General features: G+C 68.5%; 12 protein-coding genes. 5 read left to right on the top strand and 7 right to left on the bottom strand.

Annotated features, from left to right (window positions below; genetic code table 11):
• Positions 1 to 92 precede the first annotated feature (92 nt).
• The gene (locus H165_RS0101135) at positions 93 to 1,067 is read right to left on the bottom strand and encodes a sulfite exporter TauE/SafE family protein (RefSeq protein ID WP_017937056.1); all 975 of its coding nucleotides are present in this window, start codon (positions 1,065 to 1,067) and stop codon (positions 93 to 95) included.
• Between the two features lie 226 nt (positions 1,068 to 1,293).
• Here H165_RS0101135 and H165_RS0101130 point away from each other — a divergent pair, with 226 nt between their 5' ends.
• The gene (locus H165_RS0101130; protein WP_017937055.1) at positions 1,294 to 2,004 is read left to right on the top strand and encodes an aspartate/glutamate racemase family protein; all 711 of its coding nucleotides are present in this window, start codon (positions 1,294 to 1,296) and stop codon (positions 2,002 to 2,004) included.
• Positions 2,005 to 2,038: 34 nt separating this feature from the next.
• Here the strand turns inward: H165_RS0101130 and selO are convergent, their stop codons facing one another.
• The 4 genes from selO to H165_RS0101110 all read right to left on the bottom strand — a co-directional run bounded on the left by selO (position 2,039) and on the right by H165_RS0101110 (position 10,630).
• Positions 2,039 to 3,499: a protein adenylyltransferase SelO gene (gene selO / locus H165_RS0101125; protein ID WP_017937054.1), complete on the bottom strand. Its 1,461-nt coding sequence runs from the start codon at positions 3,497 to 3,499 to the stop codon at positions 2,039 to 2,041.
• A 49-nt stretch (positions 3,500 to 3,548) separates the two neighbouring features.
• Entirely contained in the window at positions 3,549 to 6,848 is a 3,300-nt protein-coding gene (gene mscK, locus H165_RS18225) for a mechanosensitive channel MscK (RefSeq protein ID WP_081609311.1), read from the bottom strand.
• Between the two features lie 28 nt (positions 6,849 to 6,876).
• Positions 6,877 to 8,622: a potassium/proton antiporter gene (locus H165_RS0101115; RefSeq protein WP_017937052.1), complete on the bottom strand. Its 1,746-nt coding sequence runs from the start codon at positions 8,620 to 8,622 to the stop codon at positions 6,877 to 6,879.
• Positions 8,623 to 8,827: 205 nt separating this feature from the next.
• Complete coding sequence (locus tag H165_RS0101110) at positions 8,828 to 10,630, bottom strand: acyl-CoA dehydrogenase (protein ID WP_017937051.1); 1,803 nt, start codon at positions 10,628 to 10,630, stop codon at positions 8,828 to 8,830.
• Here H165_RS0101110 and H165_RS19535 point away from each other — a divergent pair.
• The 3 genes from H165_RS19535 to H165_RS0101100 are packed head-to-tail and all read left to right on the top strand — an operon-like array spanning position 10,629 to position 11,808.
• Positions 10,629 to 10,775 carry a hypothetical protein gene (locus H165_RS19535; RefSeq protein ID WP_155943566.1) on the top strand — a complete coding sequence of 49 codons (147 nt, stop codon included), beginning with the start codon at positions 10,629 to 10,631 and terminating at the stop codon, positions 10,773 to 10,775. The genes H165_RS0101110 and H165_RS19535 overlap by 2 nt on opposite strands.
• Before the next feature lie 12 nt (positions 10,776 to 10,787).
• On the top strand, positions 10,788 to 10,916 hold the full coding sequence (locus tag H165_RS20065) for a hypothetical protein (protein ID WP_017937050.1): 129 nt from the start codon (positions 10,788 to 10,790) through the stop codon (positions 10,914 to 10,916).
• A 55-nt stretch (positions 10,917 to 10,971) separates the two neighbouring features.
• Positions 10,972 to 11,808, top strand: a complete 837-nt coding sequence (locus tag H165_RS0101100) for a 23S rRNA (adenine(2030)-N(6))-methyltransferase RlmJ (RefSeq protein WP_017937049.1) — start codon at positions 10,972 to 10,974, stop codon at positions 11,806 to 11,808.
• Between the two features lie 9 nt (positions 11,809 to 11,817).
• Here H165_RS0101100 and H165_RS0101095 read toward each other — a convergent pair whose 3' ends face one another.
• Positions 11,818 to 14,550: a hybrid sensor histidine kinase/response regulator gene (locus H165_RS0101095; RefSeq protein ID WP_017937048.1), complete on the bottom strand. Its 2,733-nt coding sequence runs from the start codon at positions 14,548 to 14,550 to the stop codon at positions 11,818 to 11,820.
• Positions 14,551 to 15,006: 456 nt separating this feature from the next.
• On the opposite strand from H165_RS0101095, the gene H165_RS0101090 reads away from it, so the two are divergent.
• Positions 15,007 to 16,638: an MFS transporter gene (locus H165_RS0101090; RefSeq protein ID WP_017937047.1), complete on the top strand. Its 1,632-nt coding sequence runs from the start codon at positions 15,007 to 15,009 to the stop codon at positions 16,636 to 16,638.
• 61 nt (positions 16,639 to 16,699) lie between these two features.
• Here the strand turns inward: H165_RS0101090 and purD are convergent, their stop codons facing one another.
• Positions 16,700 to 17,989 (bottom strand): phosphoribosylamine--glycine ligase, encoded by a 1,290-nt coding sequence (purD, locus tag H165_RS0101085; RefSeq protein ID WP_017937046.1) that lies wholly within the window; start codon positions 17,987 to 17,989, stop codon positions 16,700 to 16,702.
• Between the last annotated feature and the right edge of the window lie 98 nt (positions 17,990 to 18,087).

Here is an 18,087-nt window from a genome sequence, read left to right as displayed (position 1 = left end):
ATGAAAAAGCGCAGGATGGTAAAGGGCCGGCGACCCGTCAATGACCCGATGGAATAAAAAGCCCGATCTTCCTAGATGGAAAGGTTATTGGCCTAGAACAGGCTGCTGTAGATGTTGTAGGCGCTGATGCAGGTGATCAGGCAGCCGACGATGGTCAGCAGGGTGCGCGCGGAAAGCTTCTTGCACAGCAGGGCGGCGAAGGGCGCGGCGAACAGCCCGCCGAGCACCAGGCCGGCGACCATCATCCAGGTGGCCGGCTGGCCGGCGAGGAGGATGAAGGAGGTGGCGCTGGACAGGGTGAGGAAGAATTCCGCGAAGTTCACCGAGCCGATGGTGGTGCGCGGGTCGCTGCCGGAGCCGAGCAGGCTGCTGGTCACCACCGGGCCCCAGCCGCCGCCGCCGGCGGCGTCCACGAAGCCGCCGAACAGCGCCAGCTTGCCGACGTGCTTCGGCGTGCGACGCTGGATCATCTGGCGGTAAGCCTTGCTGAGGATGTACAGGCCCATGACCAGCAGGTAGGCGGAGATGAACGGCTTCATCAGCGCGCCGTCCACCTGGGTGACCAGGATGGCGCCGAGGATCGCACCGATGCTCCCGGGCAGCAGCAGGCGCAGGAACAGTGCCTTGTCGACGTTGCCCAGCTTGACGTGGGAGATGCCCGACAGGCCGGTGGTGAACACCTCGGCGATGTGCACGCTGGCGCTGGCCGCCGCCGGGGTGGCGCCGGCGGAGAGCAGGAAGGTGGTGGCGGTGATGCCGTAGGCCATGCCCAGGGCGCCGTCGATCACCTGGGCGAAGAAGCCCACCGCCACGGCGCTCCAGAATGCCGAGCTGCTCAGGGTGCTCTCGATGATGTGCAGGGCGCCGCTGCTGCCGTTGCTGGAGAACAGCCGCCAGATCAGGAAGGACAGCAGGCCGGCGAGGATCAGTACGGCGGCCCACATGGCGCCGCGCAATACCGGATGGTTGTCGGGCTGGGAAACGTAGGCTTCCACGGGCGGAAGCCCCAGTGCCTCGTGCTCTGCGTTGAGGGGGCTCGGGCTGAGGTCGAGGTCACGGATTTTCATGCGGGGAAGAGCCTGACAGTTGGTGGTAGAACAGGCGGAAATAAGCAGGCGACGAAAGATAGTGGCCTTCTCTTAGAGCGTCCAAGATCAATTCCTGAGGTTCATATGACTCGGAGTGATAAGGCGCCTGAGGCTCCGGCTGTATCGCCGCCCCTCTCGGCAACTGTGCCTGTGCCGGCGCGGCGGTGGTCGCTAGGCTGGGAAACCGACAGAGGGGAGGCGAGAAATGCGACTTCTGGGCGTACTCGGCGGCATGAGCTGGGAATCCACCGTCACCTATTACCGGCTGCTCAACCAGGGCGTGCGCGAGCGGCTCGGTGGGTTGCACTCGGCCCCCTTGCTGCTGCACTCGGTGGACTTCGCCGGCATCGCCGCCCTGCAGCGTTCCGGCGACTGGGACGCGGCCGGGCGCCAGCTCGCCGAGGCCGCCCGCGGCCTGGAGAGAGCCGGCGCCGGGGCGCTGCTGCTGGCTACCAACACCATGCACAAGGTGGCGGCCTCGATCGAGGCGGCGGTGGGGATTCCCCTGCTGCATATCGGCGATGCGGTGGGCGCGGCCCTGCGCGAGCTGGGGGTGCGCCGCGCGGCGCTGCTCGGCACCCGCTTCACCATGGCCGAGGCCTTCTACCGCGAACGGCTCGCCGCGCGTTACGGTATCCAGGTGCTGGTTCCGGATGCGCCGGGCATGGCGGAGATCGACCGGATCATCTTCGCCGAGCTGTGCCAGGGACGCTTCTTGGATAGCTCGCGGGCCTTCTACCTGAAACAGTTGGAGCGGCTGGCGGCGCGCGGCGCCCAGGCGGCGATCCTCGGCTGCACCGAGATCGGTCTGCTGCTGGACGGTGTCAGCACGCCGCTGCCGCTGGTGGACAGCAGCGAGCGCCATGTGGCCATGGGGCTGGACTGGCTGCTCGCCGAGGCGCCCTCCGCGCGCTGACGGTCGAGGGCCGGGAGAGAGGATCTCTGGCCGCTCAGGACGAACAGCTGATCTCCAGATGCTTCCCCCACTCCGGCGGGCGCTCGGCGTAGCGCTCCATCCCGGGCTGCTCGGCGTAGGGCTGGCTGAGCACCGCGTGGAGCTCGCGCACGGGGGCGTAGTCGCCCTGCTCGGCGGCCTCGATGACCTGCTGGGCCAGGTAGTTGCGCAGGACGTACTTGGGATTGACCGCGTGCATGCGCGTCCGCCGCTCGGCCTGGCTGCCGCCTTCACTGTCCACGCGCGCCCGGTAGGCGGCGCCCCAGGCGTCGAAGCCGGCCAGGTCGGCGAAATCTTCCCGGAGAATCCGCAGGGCCTGCTCCGGGGCCTCCTCGCCGAGCTGGCGGAAGAACCGGCTGTAGTCGACGGCGCTGCCCTGCATCAGCTGCAGCAGACGCTGCACCAGCTCCTGATCGCCTTCCGCGGCGCTGGCCAGGCCCAGACGGCGGCGCATCAGGTCCAGGTAGTGGGCCTGGAACAGCGGCAGGAACAGGCCGAGGCTGGCGCGCAGCTCGTCCACGCCGACGAAGGGGGTCAGGGCCTGGGCCAGGGCGGCCAGGTTCCAGTGGGCGATGGGCACCTGGTTGCTGAAGCTGTAGCGGCCGCTGTCGTCGGAGTGGTTGCAGACGTGGTTGGCGTCGAAGTCGTCGAGGAAGGCGTAGGGGCCGTAGTCGAAGGTGATGCCGAGGATCGACATGTTGTCGGTGTTCATCACCCCGTGGCAGAAGCCGTAGGCCTGCCAGTAGGCGAGCAGCTCGGCGGTGCGCTCTACCACCTCGCGGAACAGCGCGGCGTGCGGCGCGGGCTGTTCCAGGCAGGCCGGGAAGTGGCAGCGCAGCACGTGCTCGGCGAGGATCCGCAGCTGCTCGCGCTGGTCGCTGTAGTAGAAGTACTCGAAGTGTCCGAAGCGCACGTGGCTGGGTGCCAGGCGCAGCAGCATGGCGGCGCTTTCCTGGCGCTCGCGCCACACCGGGGTGGTCGAGCCGGTGACGCACAGGGCGCGGCTGGTGGGGATGCCCAGGGCGTGCAGGTGCTCGCTGGCGAGGAACTCGCGGATCGTCGAGCGCAGCACCGCGCGGCCGTCACCCATCCGCGAGTAGGGGGTCAGGCCGGCGCCCTTGAGGTGCAGGTCCCAGTACTCGCCGGCGGCGTTGACCACCTCGCCGAGCAGCAGGCCGCGGCCGTCGCCGAGGCGCGGGTTGTAGACGCCGAACTGGTGCCCGGAATAGACCATCGCTCGCGGCTCGGCGCCGGCCCACAGGCGGTGGCCGGAGCCCAGCTGGGCAAGCAGCGGGTCGTCCTGCACCGCCGGCTCGAGATCGAGCAGGGCCAGGGCCGCCTCGCTGGCCACCACCAGGCGCGGTTCGTCGATGGGATCGGGAGCCACGGCGACGGAGAAGGCGTTGCCCAGGCGCGCGTAGCGGTTGTCGAAGTGCAACTCGTCGAGGTTCTTCATCATCGGCTCAGCTTGGCCGCAAGGCCGCCGCCGGGCAAGTGCCGGCGGCTCATTGCGGCGCGTCCGGCGCCTCGGTGGCGGGCTTGTCCAGGTGACGTTGCTCGCCCTTGGCGTTTATGAGGGTGACGTCCATCTTCGGAACGGTCGCGACATTGATGCCGTGCTCCTGGAACAGTTGGTCGATGCGCCTGTTCAGCTCGTCGGTGGCCAGGCCGCGGTCGCCCAGCTCGCGCACGTAGATCTTCAGCTCGTGCTCCAGCACCGTCGGGCCGTAGGTCTTCAGCTGCACACTGGGCGCCGGCTCGCGGAGCACCCGCGGGTTCTCCTGGGTGGCCTGCAGGAGCAGCTTGCGCACCAGTTCCAGGTCGGGGCCGCGGTTGACGTTGTAGGTCAGCACCACGCGGGTCACGGTGTCGGTCAGCGTCCAGTTGATCAGTTGGCTGGTCAGGAATGTCTGGTTGGGGACGATGACTTCCTTGCGGTCGCTGTCGGTGATGTGGGTGGCGCGGATGCGGATGCGATTGATGGTGCCGGTGACGCCGCCGATGGTCACGGTGTCGCCGATCCGCACCGGGCGCTCGAAAAGGAGGATCAGGCCGGAGATGAAGTTGGCGAAGATCGCCTGCATGCCGAAACCGATACCCACCGAGAGGGCGGCGACCAGCCACTGCAGCTTGTCCCAACTGACCCCCAGGGTGCCCAGGGTGGACACCGCGCCGAAGCCGATGATGGCGTAGGAGAGCAGCGAGGTGGCCGCGTAGGAGGTGCCCTGGGCCAGGCTCAGGCGCGACAGCACCAGCACTTCCAGCAGGCCGGGCAGGTTGCGGGCGAGGATGATGGTGATCGCCAGGATCGCCAGGGCGCCGAGCAGGTCGGCCAGGCTGATCGGCACCATGGTGGCTGCGGCCCCGCTGCCGGCGCTGTATTCGTAGAGGGTGACGTTGTCCAGGTAGGCGAACACCGAGATGAGGTCGGCCCACACCCAGTACAGGGCGGCGATGAAGGCGAGCATCAGGCTGAGGCTGGTGAGGCGCAGCGACTGCTGGTTGATCTGCTCGATGTCCAGCACCGGCTCCTCCACCACTTCCTCGCTGCCCGGGGCCTGCTGGCGCTTGCCGAGCGCGCGCTGGTAGGCCAGACGCCGGGCGGCGACGCCGAGGCTGCGCCGCGCGGTGGCTTCCAGCACTAGCCAGAGCAGCACCAGATAGAAGGTGTCCAGCAGGCGGTCGCTGAGCTTCAGGGCGGTGTAGTAGTAGCCGGCGCAGACCGCGACGAACAGCACCACCGGGAGGATGACGATGGCCACACCGAGGAACTGGCGGAACAGCGGGACGTGCTCGCGGGTCGGCAGGTCGTACAGTAGCTTGCCGGTCAGCCAGCCCAGCAGGGCGTAGCAGACCAGCACCACGCTGATGCCGATGACGTCGTTGCCGAGCACCTCCGGCTGGCGTTCGGCGACCGTCACCACCGCGGCCAGGGCCAGCACTACCACGCCGAGACGGCGGATCTGGCTACGCAGGAAGGCCACCTGGTGGCGCGGCCAGTGGAAGTGCAGCTCGGCCACCCCGGAGGGGGCGAGGATCCGGTAGGCGGTGTAGAACACCAGCCAGGCCATGGCCATCTTGTACAGGGCGGCGCCGAAGATGGCGTTCTGGCCTCGGGCGTCCATCTGCAGGGCGAAGCCGGCAAGGGCCAGCAGCAGGGTGCCGGGCAGCGCCAGCAGCAGGTTGATGAACAGCGCCAGGGGGGTATGCAGCTGGCTGTCGCGCTTGTAGTGGCCGACGTCCTGGTGCAGGGCGGCCAGCTTGGCTTTCAGCCAGCCGCGCCGCCACAGCAGCAGGGCGAAGAGCACCAGCAGGGGCAGGAACACCAGCGGCTTGTCGGCCAGCCCGCTGCCCAGTTCGTGGAACAGCGAGCCCCAGTCCACGCTGGCCAGTTGGGCCTCGAGCAGCTCCGGGACGCTCTTCAGCCAGGCCATGTCCAGCGGCCGGTTGCTGGGGATCCAGAACATCTGCTCCTCGAGGGTGGCGCGTAGGCTGCTGGCGGTGGCTTGCAGCTGCTTCTGGTTGAGCTGCAGGTTGATGGATTCGTTGAGCAGGGCGCTCATCTCGCGGTTGAGGCGCTCGAGCAGTTCGCTGCGGGTGGCGATCAGCTCGCCGAGGGTGCTGCGCAGCTCCGGGGTGACCTGCTCCTCGGCCTGCTTGGCGAGCAGCTGCTCCACGTAGGTCTCGGGATTGCTGAGCTGCTCGCGCTGCTGGTTGATCTCGAACTGGTAGAGGCGGATGTCGGCGATCTCGTCGGCCAGGCCACGATCCTCCCTCACCTTCGGCAGCGCCTGCTTCTGCTGGTAGAGCAGGCGGGACAGCAGCAGGCTGCCCTGCAGCACGTCGATCTGCTCGCTCAGGGCCTGTTCGCTCTGGCTCAGGTTGTCCAGGCGCTGCTTGGTCTCCAGGTTCAGGCGGGTCAGGTCGTTGAGGCGTTCGGTGGAGCGCAGCAGGTAGTCGGAGAGCTTCAGGTTGATGGCGCTTTCCCGGGCCAGCAGGTCGTCGTCGCGGGCGTCCTCGGTCTCCTTGGCCAGTTCGGCGACGGTGCGTTCCGACTGTTCGCGGCGGCGGTCATTGATCAACGACTGCAGGGCCAGGGTTTCCTGCTCGGCACGGCGGATACGCTCCTCTAGCAGATCGTGGCGGGCGCGGCCGAGGTCCTGCAGCTGGCTGTTGCCGGCCAGTTCCTCGCGGCGCAGCTGGGCCTTCGCGGCCAGGGCGGCCAGCTCGGCGTTGAGCTGGTCGCGGCGCTCCGCGGAAAGGGGCTTGCCCTGCTCCTTGCCGAGCTTGAGCAGGTTGTTGATCTCCAGGCTGCGTGCCTGGCCTTCGCTGATCTCTGCCTGGGCACGCTCCGGGCGGGTCTGCGCGGTGACGATCAGGCTGTTGGCGGCGGCCAGCTGGCGTTGCCATTCGCCGAGCTGGGCGTTGCGCTCGGCGAGCAGTTGCTCCAGTTCCTCCACCGGGCGTTCGGCGTAGAGGCGCGGCACGTCGGGCAGCGCGCTGTCCTTCAGACGGGCCAGCTCGCGCTGCGCCTCAAGCACCTGGCGCGGCGCCTCGGCGAGCTGCTTGCGCAGTTCGGCGAGCTTCTGCTCGCTGTCGGCTTTCTCGGCGAGCTGCTGCAGAGTGCTTTCCAGCACCTGGCGCAGGGCCTGCTGCTCGGCTTCGGCGAGCTGGCGCTCGGCCAGGCCGTCGAGGCTCTTCTGCACCGCGGCGGCGCTCGGCGCTTCGGCGGCCGGCAGGAGGGGATGGAACAGCAGACCGAGGCCGAGCAGGGCCGCGGCGAGAAGGTTGCGCACAGGGGGCATGATCAGAGCGTCGCGAAAGGTTGCAGAGTTAGAGAAGCCGCACGGGACCGGGGCGGGCACCGGCGGGGAATTTGAGGCCGATCTTGAGGATCCGGTTCCCTTCCATGGCCGCCACCGTCCAGGTCAGGCCGTTCCACTCCACCTGGTCGCCGACCACCGGAGCGCCGCCGATCTGTCGGGCGATGAAGCGTGCCAGCGGCTGGCTGCCGTCCTCGTCGCCCAGTTCCAGGCCATAGAGTGCCGCCACCGCGTCCAGCTCGGCATCGCCCTCGAGCATGAAGTCGCCGAAGAAGCGCAGGTCCTGGCCGCGACTCGGTGCCTCGCTGAACAGCTTGCCGAGAGCCGGCAGGTCGCGTTCGTGGCCGACCACGCAGAGGATGTCGCCGGCCTCCAGGGTGGTGCTGCCGGACGGGTGGAGCAGCTCGCGGCCGCGGAACAGCGCGGCGACGCGGGTGCCCTCGGGCATCCGCAGCTCGCGCAGCGGCGCGCCCACGCACCAGCGCTCGGCGGCCAGGCGGTAGACGAACAGCTCCCACTCGCTGGTCGGATGCACCTCCAGGCCGGCGCGGGAGATGGGCGATGGCGCCGGCGGCACGGTGACGCGCAGCAGCTTGGCCGCCCAGGGCAGGCTGGTGCCCTGCAGGAGCAGGGAGACCAGGACGATGAAGAAGGCCAGGTTGAAGTACAGCTGGGCGTTCTCCAGACCGGCCATCAGCGGGAACACGGCGAGGATGATCGGCACCGCGCCGCGCAGGCCGACCCAGGCGATGAACATCTTCTCGCGGTCGTGGAAGCCGCGGAACGGCCAGAGCCCGACCAGCACCGACAGCGGCCGGGCGATGAGGATCATCCATAGCGCCAGGAGCAGCGCGGGAACGGCGATGGGCAGCAGGTCGTGGGGGGTGACCAGCAGACCGAGGACCAGAAACATGCCGATCTGCGCCAGCCAGGCCATGCCGTCGAGCATGTGCAGGATACCGTGGCGCGAGCGGATCTGCCGGTTGCCGAGCACCAGGCCGCACAGGTAGACGGCGAGGATGCCGCTGCCGTGTAGGGCGTTGGTCACCGCGAAGACCAGCAGGCCGCCGCTGATCACCAGCAGCGGGTAGAGGCCGTGGGCCAGGTGCACGCGGTTGACCACCTGGAGCAACAGCCAGCCGCCGCCGAGGCCGAGGATCAGGCCGATGCCGAACTCGCGCACCAGATGGAGCAGGAAGTCCAGGCTGAACTCGCTCTGCCCCTTGGCGAGCATGTCGATCAGGGTCACGGTGAGGAACACCGCCATGGGGTCGTTGCTGCCCGACTCGATCTCCAGGGTGGCGTTGACGCGCTCGTTGAGGCCCTTGCCGCCGAGCAGGGAGAACACCGCGGCGGCATCCGTGGAACCGACGATGGCGCCGATCAGCAGGCCCTGCAGCAGGTTGAGGTCGAACAGCCAGGCGGCGGCCAGGCCGGTCAGCCCGGTGGTGATCAGCACCCCTACCGTGGCCAGGGACAGCGCCGGCCAGAGCGCCACGCGGAAGCTGGAGACGCGGGTGCGCAGGCCGCCGTCGAGGAGGATCACCGCCAGGGCCAGGTTGCCCACCAGGTAGGCCAGCGGGTAGTTGGTGAAGTTGATGTGGCCGATGCCGTCGACGCCGGCGACCATGCCCACGGCGAGGATGATCACCAGGATCGGGATGCCCAGTCGCGAAGAGAAGGAGCTGACCAGAATGCTCGCGCCCACCAGAATCGCGCCGATCAGGAACAGGCTATTGACGGTGGATGCGTCCACGGGAACTCCAGCGGTGACAGTGATGGGCGAAGCGGAGGGGGAGGGTGGTGCGGCGGCACCGGCAGCTGCTGATTTAAACCGCTGCCGGCGCGTGACCGCAAGGGCCGCGCAAGTCATCTGACGGTCCGCGCGGCGGGCAGGTCACGGGCGTTGGCGATGACCGGAGCATGGGCTCCGCCGCGAGTGGCGCGGGGTCCCGGCGGCTTCAGAACCAGGCGTCCTGCATGGCCAGGCAGGTGTCGTCGCGGGCTTCCAGCAACTCCAGCTCGTGGCGGCAGGCCGGCACTTCCCAGGTCAGGAAGTAGCGCGCCGCCTGCAGTTTGCCGCGGTAGAAGTCGGCATCCGCCGGGTTGCCGGCAGCCAGGCCGCGTTCGGCGCACAGCGCCTGTTCCAGCCAGCGCCAGCCGATCACTGCGTGGCCGAACACCTTGAGGTAGAGCGCCGAGTTGGCCAGCGCCAGGCTCGCCCGGCCGGCCAGCAGGTCGTCGAGCAGGCCCAGGGTGACCCGCTGCAGCTGCCCCAGCAACTGCTCCAGGGGCTGGCGCAGCTGGGCCAGGGCGGGATTGCCGGCGGCGCGCTGGCAGCAGGCGTTGATCCGCTTGAACAGCTGGCGCAGGCCGGCGCCGTCGTTCTGGATCAGCTTGCGGCCGAGCAGGTCCAGCGACTGGATGCCGTTGGTTCCCTCGTGGATGGGGTTCAGGCGATTGTCGCGGTAGTAGTGCTCCACCGGGTGGTCGCGGGTGTAGCCATGGCCGCCGAGGATCTGGATGGCCAGCTCGTTGGCCTTCAGACAGAACTCGGAGGGCCAGGCCTTGACGACCGGGGTGAGCAGGTCGAGCAGCTCCAGGGCGTGGGTGCGGTCCTCGGCGGTCTCCAGAGTCTCGCTGTCGTCCATCAGGCGCGCGGCATACAGGCCCAGGTCGAAGGCGCCTTCCACGTAGGCCTTCTGGATCAGCAGCATGCGCCGCACGTCGGCATGGGCGATGATCGGCACCATGGGCGCCTGCGGGTCCTTCGCCTCCGGCAGGCGGCCCTGGGGGCGTTGGCGGGCGTAGTCGAGCGCGTAGAGGTAGCCGGCGTAGCCGAGCATGACGGCGCCCATGCCGACGCCGATGCGCGCCTCGTTCATCATCTGGAACATGTAGGCCAGGCCGTGGTGCGGCTGGCCCACCAGGTAGCCGACGCACTGGCCGTTGTCGCCGAAGTTGAGCGCCGTAGAGGTGGTGCCGCGCCAGCCCATCTTGTGGAACAGGCCGGCCAGGCTCACGTCGTTGCGCGGGCCCAGGCTGCCGTCCGCGTTGACCAGATACTTGGGCACGATGAACAGGCTGATGCCCTTCACCCCGGGCGGCGCATCCGGCAGGCGGGCCAGTACCAGGTGCACGATGTTCTCGGCCAGCGGATGGTCGCCGGCGGAGATGAAGATCTTGTTGCCCCTGAGGCGGTAGCTGCCGTCGGGGTGCGGTTCGGCGCGGGTGCGGATGTCGGCCAGCGAGGAGCCGGCCTGCGGCTCGGTGAGCGCCATGGTGCCGAAGAAGCGGCCCTCGAGCATCGGTTGCAGGAAGCGGCGCTTCTGCTCGGCATCTCCGAAGCTGTCGAGCAGCCGGCTGGCGGCCATGCTCAGCAGCGGGTAGGAGGCGGTGGCGATGTTGGCGGCCTGGAAGTGGGCGAAGCAGGCGCGGGACAGCAGCTGCGGCAGCTGCATGCCGCCGGCCTCGAAATCCCGGCTGGCGTTGAGAAAACCGGCCTCGTGGAAGGCGCGCAGGGCCGGCGCCAACTCGGGGATCAACTGCACACCGCCGTCGACGAAGCGCGGCTCCTGTTCGTCGCTCTTGCGGTTGTGCGGGGCGAACTCCTCCTCGGCGAGGCGCCGCGCGGTGGCCAGCGCGGCATCGAAGGTGGCGCGGCTGTGTTCGGCGAAGCGCGGGCGCTGGGTGAGCGCGACGGCATCCAGCACTTCGTAGAGCTCGAAGGCCAGGTTGCGGGAGCTGAGCAGGGTTTCGGACATGACGGGCCCTCCGGTGACTCTGGCGAGTCTAGGCAGCCGTGCGGCGGGCCGCCCAGCATCATCAGCGGCGGTGATGGGCGGCCACATCGCCGGGCTGATCGGCGCTCCCTACCAGCATCCGCAACTGGACTGCCTGCCGCTCTGAGGGGAGGCGCTGATGCAGGAGCCGCACCCGCGCGCCCATCCGGTGCGCTACCAGGCCATCGAGGCCGAGCTGGGCGCCGCGCTATCCGCCTCGCCCGGCATCGCGCCGCCGGCGAGCACCCGGAACCGCGGCTCGAACTGATGCAGGCACAAGGCCCCGTCAGCGGGTAAACTGGCGCCCTGCTTCGGAGAGCCTCATGAACTACCGCCACGCCTTCCATGCCGGCAACCATGCCGACGTGCTCAAGCACCTGGTGCTGACCCGCCTGATCGCCCTGCTGTCGCGCAAGGACAAGCCCTTCGCCTATCTGGACAGCCACGCCGGGGTGGGGCTCTACGACCTACTCGGCGAGCAGGCCAGCCGCACAGACGAATGGCAGGACGGCATCGGCCGGCTGTGGGCCAGCGAGGCACCGGCGCTGGCCGGCGACTACCTGAAGGCCATCCTGGCTCTCAACCCAGACGGCGAGCTGCGCTACTACCCCGGCTCGCCGGAACTGGCGCGGCGCCTGACCCGTCCCCAGGACCGCCTGCTGCTCAACGAGAAGCATCCCGAGGACGGCCAGCTGTTGAAGGCCAACATGGCCGGCGACCGCCGCGTGGTGGTGCGCCTCGGCGAGGGCTGGCACATTCCCCGGGCGCTGCTGCCGGTCAACGAGAAGCGCGGCCTGCTGCTGATCGACCCGCCGTTCGAGAAGGTGGACGAGCTGGAGCGCTGCGTGAAGGCGCTCGACGAAGCGATCGGCCGGATGCGCCAGACGGTGGTGGCGATCTGGTACCCGATCAAGTCCGTGGATCAACTGAAGCGCTTCTACCTGAACCTGGAACAGAGCGCCGCCCCCAAGCTGCTGCGCGCCGAGCTGTACGTGGCGGCCCCGGAGGATCCGGAGCGGCTGACCGGCTCCGGGCTGGTGATCAGCAATCCGCCCTGGGGGCTGGAGGACGAGCTGGCCGAGCTGCTGCCCTGGCTGGCCGAGCTGCTGGCCCAGGACGCCGGCGCCGGCTGGCGCCTGGACTGGCCGATTCCGGAGTGAGGCGTCGGCTCAGGACGGCTCGCTCTGGCGGCGCGCCTCGCGCTGGTTGACCCAGAACTCGATCAGCTCGCGCAGCTGGGACATCTCCACCGGCTTGGCCATGTGCCCGTCCATGCCCGCTTGGCGGGCGCGTTCCTTGTGCTCGCTGAGGATGTGCGCGGTGAGCGCCACCACCGGGGTGCGTTCGCGGTGCACCTCGGCCTCCCAGCTGCGCAACTGCGCGGCGGCGGAGAAGCCGTCGAGCACCGGCATCTCGCAGTCCATCAGCACCAGATCGTACTGCTTGGCCTTCATCGCCTGCAGCGCCTCGGCGCCGTTGCTGGCGGTGTCCGGCTGCAGGTTGAGCTTGCCGAGCATGCCGCGGATCACCTTGGTGGAGATGCTGTTGTCCTCGGCGACCAGCACGCGGAAGTCGGCGGGCACCTGGGGCGGCGGTTTGGTGACCGGCTCCGGCACCACCGGACGGCGCGCCCCGCGCTGACGCTGGCCGAGCTCGTCGGCCAGGGTGGTCTTCAGGGTATAGCCGGCCACCGGCTTGGCGAGGATGCGCTTGATCCCGGCGTTGCGGGCGATGATCTTGCTCGGCGCGTTGCTGATCCCGGTGAGCATGATCAGCAGGATGTCGTGGTTGAGGCTGGGGTCTTCCTTGATCCGCGCGGCCAGCTGCATGCCGGTCATGCCGGGCATGTCCTGGTCGAGCAGCACCGCGTCGAAGTACTCGCCGATGTGCGCCTTGGTGCGTAGCAGGGCCAGGGCCTCCTTGCCGGAGGGCACTGCGCTGGCCTGGATGCCCCAGGCGCTGCACTGCTGGAGGAGCACCTTGCGGCAGGTGTCGTTGTCGTCCACCACCAGCAGGCGGGCGCCCTGCAGCGGGCCGTCGAGGTCGGTGGCCGGCTGCTCGAGGCGCTCGGCGTCGAGCGGCAGGGTCAGCCACAGGGTGCTGCCCTGGCCGCTGCCGCCCTGGATGCCGAACTCGCCTTTCATCAGGCCGATCAGCTGGCGGGCGATGATCAGCCCGAGACGCCCGCCGAGCTTGCTGTCGGCGAGGAAGTCGTGGCTGTGCAGCTGGGCGTTGAGCAGTGCCGCGCGTTCCTCGGCGGGCAGCGGGGTGCCGCTGTCCTGCACGGCGATGCGCAGGCGCGGGCCGTTCTCGGCGGATTCCAGGGCGACGACCAGGAGGATCTCGCCCTCGTCGGTCTGCTTGAAGGCGTTGTCGAGCAGGCTGAGGAGGACCTGCCGCAGGCGCGTCGGGTCGCCGGAGATCACCCGGGGGACCTGTGGCTGCAGGAAGCTGATCAGCTCGATGCGCTGCTGCTCGGCTTTGGCACGGAAGATGTCCAGGCAGTCCTCGATCAGCGCGTTGAGGTCGAACTGCACGTCATCCAGCTCGATCTGGCCGGATTCCAGCTTGGAAATGTCGAGGATCTCGTTGATCAGGGTAAGCAGCTCGTTGCCCGAGCTGTGGATGGTCTGCACGTAGTCGCGCTGCTTGGCGGACAGCGGAGTCCCGAGCAGCAGCTCGGTCATGCCCAGCACGCCGTTCATCGGGGTGCGGATCTCGTGGCTGATCTTGGCGAGGAACTCGGCCTTGGCCTTGAGTTCCGCGGAGCTGGCGGCCAGGGCCTGGCTGCTGCTGAAGCGCTCATCGAGGATGCGCTGTTGGCGCTCGCTGAGGGACAGGCCGAGGATGAAGCTGCTCGACACGCAGACCGCCAGCAGACTGGCCGCCAGCCAGTCGGCGGGCACCGCCCAGTAGCCGAACAGTGCCGGCAGGGCGCCGATGTAGGCCAGGCAGAACAGCAGGGTACCGAGGCTGAGCAGGCGTGCCGGGCGGTAGCCGTGCTGCCAGTGGAACAGCGCGACGGCGAAGGCGCTCACCAGGCAGAGCAGGGTGATCAGGTGCACCGCCTGCTCGAAGTACGGCCAGTCGACGAATAGCAGCAGGATGCCGGTGAGCAGGCCCAGCAGGCCCTCGCCGAGCAGCAGGCGGCTCATCAGGGCGCTCGCGCAGACCCGGTCGAAGAAGCTGGCGGTGAAGCCCAGAGCGCATAGCGTGGCGAGCAGGGTGGTGAGGTTGCCGGCCTCGGCCTGCAGGCTGGGCCAGGCGCTCAGCCAGGGGGTGGCGAGGCCCAGCTCGCAGAGCGCGGTGGCCAGCAGGCTGGCCTGCAGGGCGGCCATCCACAGGTTGGGAGTGGCGCGCAGGTAGGCATAGCGTATCAGGTGGTAGAGCAGCAACAGGGCGAAGCTGCCGAGCAGGGCGCCGAACAGCAGCGGGCGACGCTGGTCGCTGGCCAGCCGCGCGGCACTCTGCAGCTCGATGGCCGGACGCAGGCTGTGCTCGGCGGCGAGGCGCAGGTAGAGCTGCTGGGGCTCGGCGGCCTGGGGCAGGGGCAGTAGGAAGTCGTGGCTGGGGAGCGGGCGTCTGGCCAGCGGCTGGTCGCTGCCGGTGTGCAGCTCGGCGTACAGTCGATCGCCGCGCAGCACGTAGAGGTCCAGTTCGTTCAGGGCGGGGGCGAAGATGCGCAGCAGCTGCTCCTGGTCGTGGGCGGGCAGCTGGTAGTGCAGCCAGAGGGCCTGGCCGTGGCCGGGCAGCGTCAGCTGGGCGAGGTCGACCGGGGTGAGCTGGTTGGCGTAGCGGGGGCTGCGCAGATCGTCGAGGTAGAGTCGGCCGCTGGGGTCGAGCAGGGCGGACCACTGGCTGAGCGGGGTGGCCTGCGCAAAGAGCGCACTCGCCGCCAGCATCAGTAGGCCGACGAGAAGTCCTATGGCAGTCCTGGGCCTCGACACAGCGAAATCCCTTCGATTCTTGGGTAAGTGAGAAATTATAGCCATGCCCGTCGAGCCCCGGCCATGGCCGTGACGGCCAGTGATCTGACCGTCGCGACAGCGTTGCGAGGTGGCTTTCGGCGCCCTGCAAGTGCCGTTCATCGGCAGCCTGCGGTCGGCGAGGAAAACGCCTCTCGAGCGGCAGAGGCTCTAGCTCGGGAAATCCGTGGATCACGGCTGGACGAGAAAAGCAAGCTTATTCGACCAATGTCTAATAATGTGCTTCATCCGCATGTCTAGCCTTCCCTCTCACAACAATCACAACAACAGGCGTCCGGGCCAGGACGATCCCCGTTCTGGCCGGCAGGGCGCCGGGAGGCTACACCCATGAGTGTTACGACGGCAGACGCCAGCCTTGCGGCAAGTGGTCCAATGACCCCGGAAGAGCGGAAGGTGATCTTCGCCTCTTCCCTGGGCACGGTCTTCGAGTGGTACGACTTTTACCTGTACGGATCGCTATCGGCGATCATCGCGGCGCAGTTCTTCTCCGGGGTGAACCCCACGGCGGCCTTCATCTTCGCCCTGATGGCCTTCGCCGCGGGCTTCGCGGTACGCCCCTTCGGGGCGATCTTCTTCGGCCGCCTCGGTGACCTGGTTGGGCGCAAGTACACCTTCCTGATCACCATCCTGATAATGGGCCTGTCCACCTTCATCGTCGGCGTCTTGCCCTCCTATGCGTCCTGGGGCATGGCGGCGCCGGTCATCCTCATCATCCTGCGGCTGTTCCAGGGCCTGGCCTTGGGCGGCGAGTACGGCGGCGCGGCGACCTACGTGGCCGAGCATGCACCGCACGGCAGGCGCGGCTTCTACACCTCGTGGATCCAGACCACCGCGACCCTCGGCCTGTTCCTCTCCCTGCTGGTGATCCTCGGCACCCGCACCTGGATGGGCGAGGAGCAGTTCGCCGCCTGGGGCTGGCGGATTCCCTTCCTGCTCTCCATCGTGCTGCTGGCCATCTCGGTGTGGATCCGCCTGAGCCTCAACGAGAGTCCGGTGTTCAAGCGCATGAAGGAGGAGGGCAAGTCCTCCAAGGCGCCGCTCACCGAGGCCTTCGGGCGCTGGGAGAACGCCAAGGTGGCGCTGGTCGCCCTGCTCGGCGGCACCGCGGGCCAGGCGGTGGTCTGGTACACCGGGCAGTTCTACGCGCTGTTCTTCCTCACCCAGACCCTCAAGGTGGACGGCGCCACGGCGAACATCCTGATCGCCCTGTCGCTGCTGATCGGCACGCCGTTCTTCGTGGTGTTCGGCTGGCTGTCCGACAAGATCGGCCGCAAGCCGATCATCCTCGGCGGCTGCCTGCTCGCGGCACTGACCTACTTCCCGCTGTTCGGGCTGATCACCCACTATGCCAACCCAGACCTGGAACGGGCCCAGGCCGCAGCGCCGGTGACCGTGGTGGCCGACCCCGGCGAGTGCTCCTTCCAGTTCAATCCGGTGGGCACCGCGAAGTTCGTCACCTCCTGCGACATCGCCAAGAGCTTCCTGGCTCGTAACGCGGTGAACTACTCCAACGAGGAGGCGCCGGCCGGCACCGTGGCGAGCATTCGCATCGGCGATCAGACCATCGCCTCCTTCTCCGGGGTGGGCCTGCCGGCCGACGAGCTCAAGGCCAAGTCCGAGGCCTTCAACGCCACCATGACCGAGGCGATCCGCGCCCACGGCTATCCGATCAAGGCGGATCCGGAGAAGATCAACACGCCCATGGTGGTGGTCCTGCTGACCATCCTGGTGCTCTTCGTGACCATGGTTTACGGCCCCATCGCGGCCATGCTGGTCGAGCTGTTCCCGACCCGCATCCGCTACACCGCCATGTCGCTGCCCTACCACATCGGCAACGGCTGGTTCGGTGGCTTCCTGCCGACCACCGCGTTCGCCATGGTGGCCGCCACCGGCAACATCTACTACGGGCTGTGGTACCCGATCATCGTCGCGATGATGACGGTGATCATCGGCCTTTTCTTCATGCCGGAGACCAAGGACCGCGATCTGCGCAACTGGCACTGAAACGCTGCGTTGCAAACGAACAGGCCCCGCATCTGCGGGGCCTGTTCGTTCGGGGCCGGGATCAGCTCCGGTTCTGTTCGCGGGCGATGGCGCGGTGGCCGATGTCCTTGCGGTAGAACATGCCGTTCCAGCGGATCCGCTCGGCCAGGCGGTAGGCCTGCTGCTGGGCGGAGGAGACGGTCGGGCCGATGGCGGTGGCGCAGAGTACGCGGCCGCCGCTGGTGACGATGCGGCCGTCCTTGAGCGCGGTGCCGGCATGGAACACCTTGCCGTCCAGCTTGGCGGCCTCGTCGAGACCCTCGATCACCTCACCCTTGGCGTAGTCGCCCGGGTAGCCGCCGGCAGCCAGCACCACCCCTACGGTCGGGCGCGGATCCCAGGTGGCCTCGACCTTGTCCAGGGCCCTGGCCAGGGCGGCCTCGACCAGCAGCACCAGGGAGGATTCCAGGCGGCACATGATCGGCTGGGTCTCGGGGTCGCCGAAGCGGCAGTTGAACTCGATGACCTTGGGATTGCCGGCCTTGTCGATCATCAGTCCGGCGTACAGGAAGCCGGTGTAGACGTTGCCCTCGGCGGCCATGCCGCGCACCGTCGGGTAGATGATCTGCTCCATGACCCGCTGGTGCACCTCGGGGGTGACCACCGGGGCCGGGGAGTAGGCGCCCATGCCGCCGGTGTTGGGGCCGGTGTCGCCGTCGCCGACGCGCTTGTGGTCCTGGCTGGTGGCCATGGGCAGCACGTGCTCGCCGTCGACCATGACGATGAAGCTGGCTTCCTCGCCTTCCAGGAAGTCCTCGATCACCACCCGCGCGCCGGCGTCGCCGAAGGCGTTGCCGGAGAGCATGTCGCGTACCGCGGCTTCGGCTTCCTCGAGGGTCATGGCAACGATCACGCCCTTGCCGGCGGCTAGGCCGTCGGCCTTGATGACGATGGGCGCGCCCTTTTCGCGCAGGTAGGCCAGAGCCGGCTCCACCTCGGTGAAGTTGCGGTACTGCGCTGTGGGGATGTTGTGGCGGGCCAGGAAGTCCTTGGTGAAGGCCTTTGAGCCTTCCAGCTGGGCGGCCGCGGCGGTGGGGCCGAAAATCGCCAGGCCGCGCTCGCGGAAGCGGTCCACTACGCCGGCCACCAGGGGCGCCTCGGGGCCGACGATGGTCAGCTGCACGTTCTTCTCGGCGAAGTCGGCCAACTGGTCGATGGCCAGCACGTCGATGGCGACGTTCTCGCATTTCTCCTCGGTGGCGGTGCCGGCATTGCCCGGCGCCACGTAGACCTTCTCGACGCGCGGATCCTGCGCGACCTTCCAGGCCAGTGCGTGCTCACGACCGCCGCTGCCGATGATCAGTACGTTCATGTCTCTCTCCCTGTGGAGGCGGGCCCTGGGCCCGTGTGGTGGACAAGCGAAGCGTTATCCACCCTACGAAAATCTTGCTTCTAGCGTTCTGTCGGGCC

The organism is Pseudomonas thermotolerans DSM 14292 (genome assembly GCF_000364625.1).
In the GTDB taxonomy this organism is placed as follows: Bacteria; Pseudomonadota; Gammaproteobacteria; order Pseudomonadales; family Pseudomonadaceae; genus Aquipseudomonas; species Aquipseudomonas thermotolerans.
Note: the sequence above shows the minus strand (reverse complement) of the source record. Positions and strands in the feature narration are given on the sequence as shown.

Bases quoted from the DNA above. Each gene is read 5' to 3' on its own strand.
- H165_RS0101135 (WP_017937056.1), bottom strand. From the start codon at position 1,067: ATGAAAATCCGTGACCTCGACCTCAGCCCGAGCCCCCTCAACGCAGAG.
- H165_RS0101130 (WP_017937055.1), top strand. From the start codon at position 1,294: ATGCGACTTCTGGGCGTACTCGGCGGCATGAGCTGGGAATCCACCGTC.
- selO (WP_017937054.1), bottom strand. From the start codon at position 3,499: ATGAAGAACCTCGACGAGTTGCACTTCGACAACCGCTACGCGCGCCTG.
- mscK (WP_081609311.1), bottom strand. From the start codon at position 6,848: ATGCCCCCTGTGCGCAACCTTCTCGCCGCGGCCCTGCTCGGCCTCGGT.
- H165_RS19535 (WP_155943566.1), top strand. From the start codon at position 10,629: ATGACGGGCCCTCCGGTGACTCTGGCGAGTCTAGGCAGCCGTGCGGCG.
- H165_RS0101110 (WP_017937051.1), bottom strand. From the start codon at position 10,630: ATGTCCGAAACCCTGCTCAGCTCCCGCAACCTGGCCTTCGAGCTCTAC.
- H165_RS20065 (WP_017937050.1), top strand. From the start codon at position 10,788: ATGCAGGAGCCGCACCCGCGCGCCCATCCGGTGCGCTACCAGGCCATC.
- H165_RS0101100 (WP_017937049.1), top strand. From the start codon at position 10,972: ATGAACTACCGCCACGCCTTCCATGCCGGCAACCATGCCGACGTGCTC.
- H165_RS0101095 (WP_017937048.1), bottom strand. From the start codon at position 14,550: ATGCTGGCGGCGAGTGCGCTCTTTGCGCAGGCCACCCCGCTCAGCCAG.
- H165_RS0101090 (WP_017937047.1), top strand. From the start codon at position 15,007: ATGACCCCGGAAGAGCGGAAGGTGATCTTCGCCTCTTCCCTGGGCACG.
- purD (WP_017937046.1), bottom strand. From the start codon at position 17,989: ATGAACGTACTGATCATCGGCAGCGGCGGTCGTGAGCACGCACTGGCC.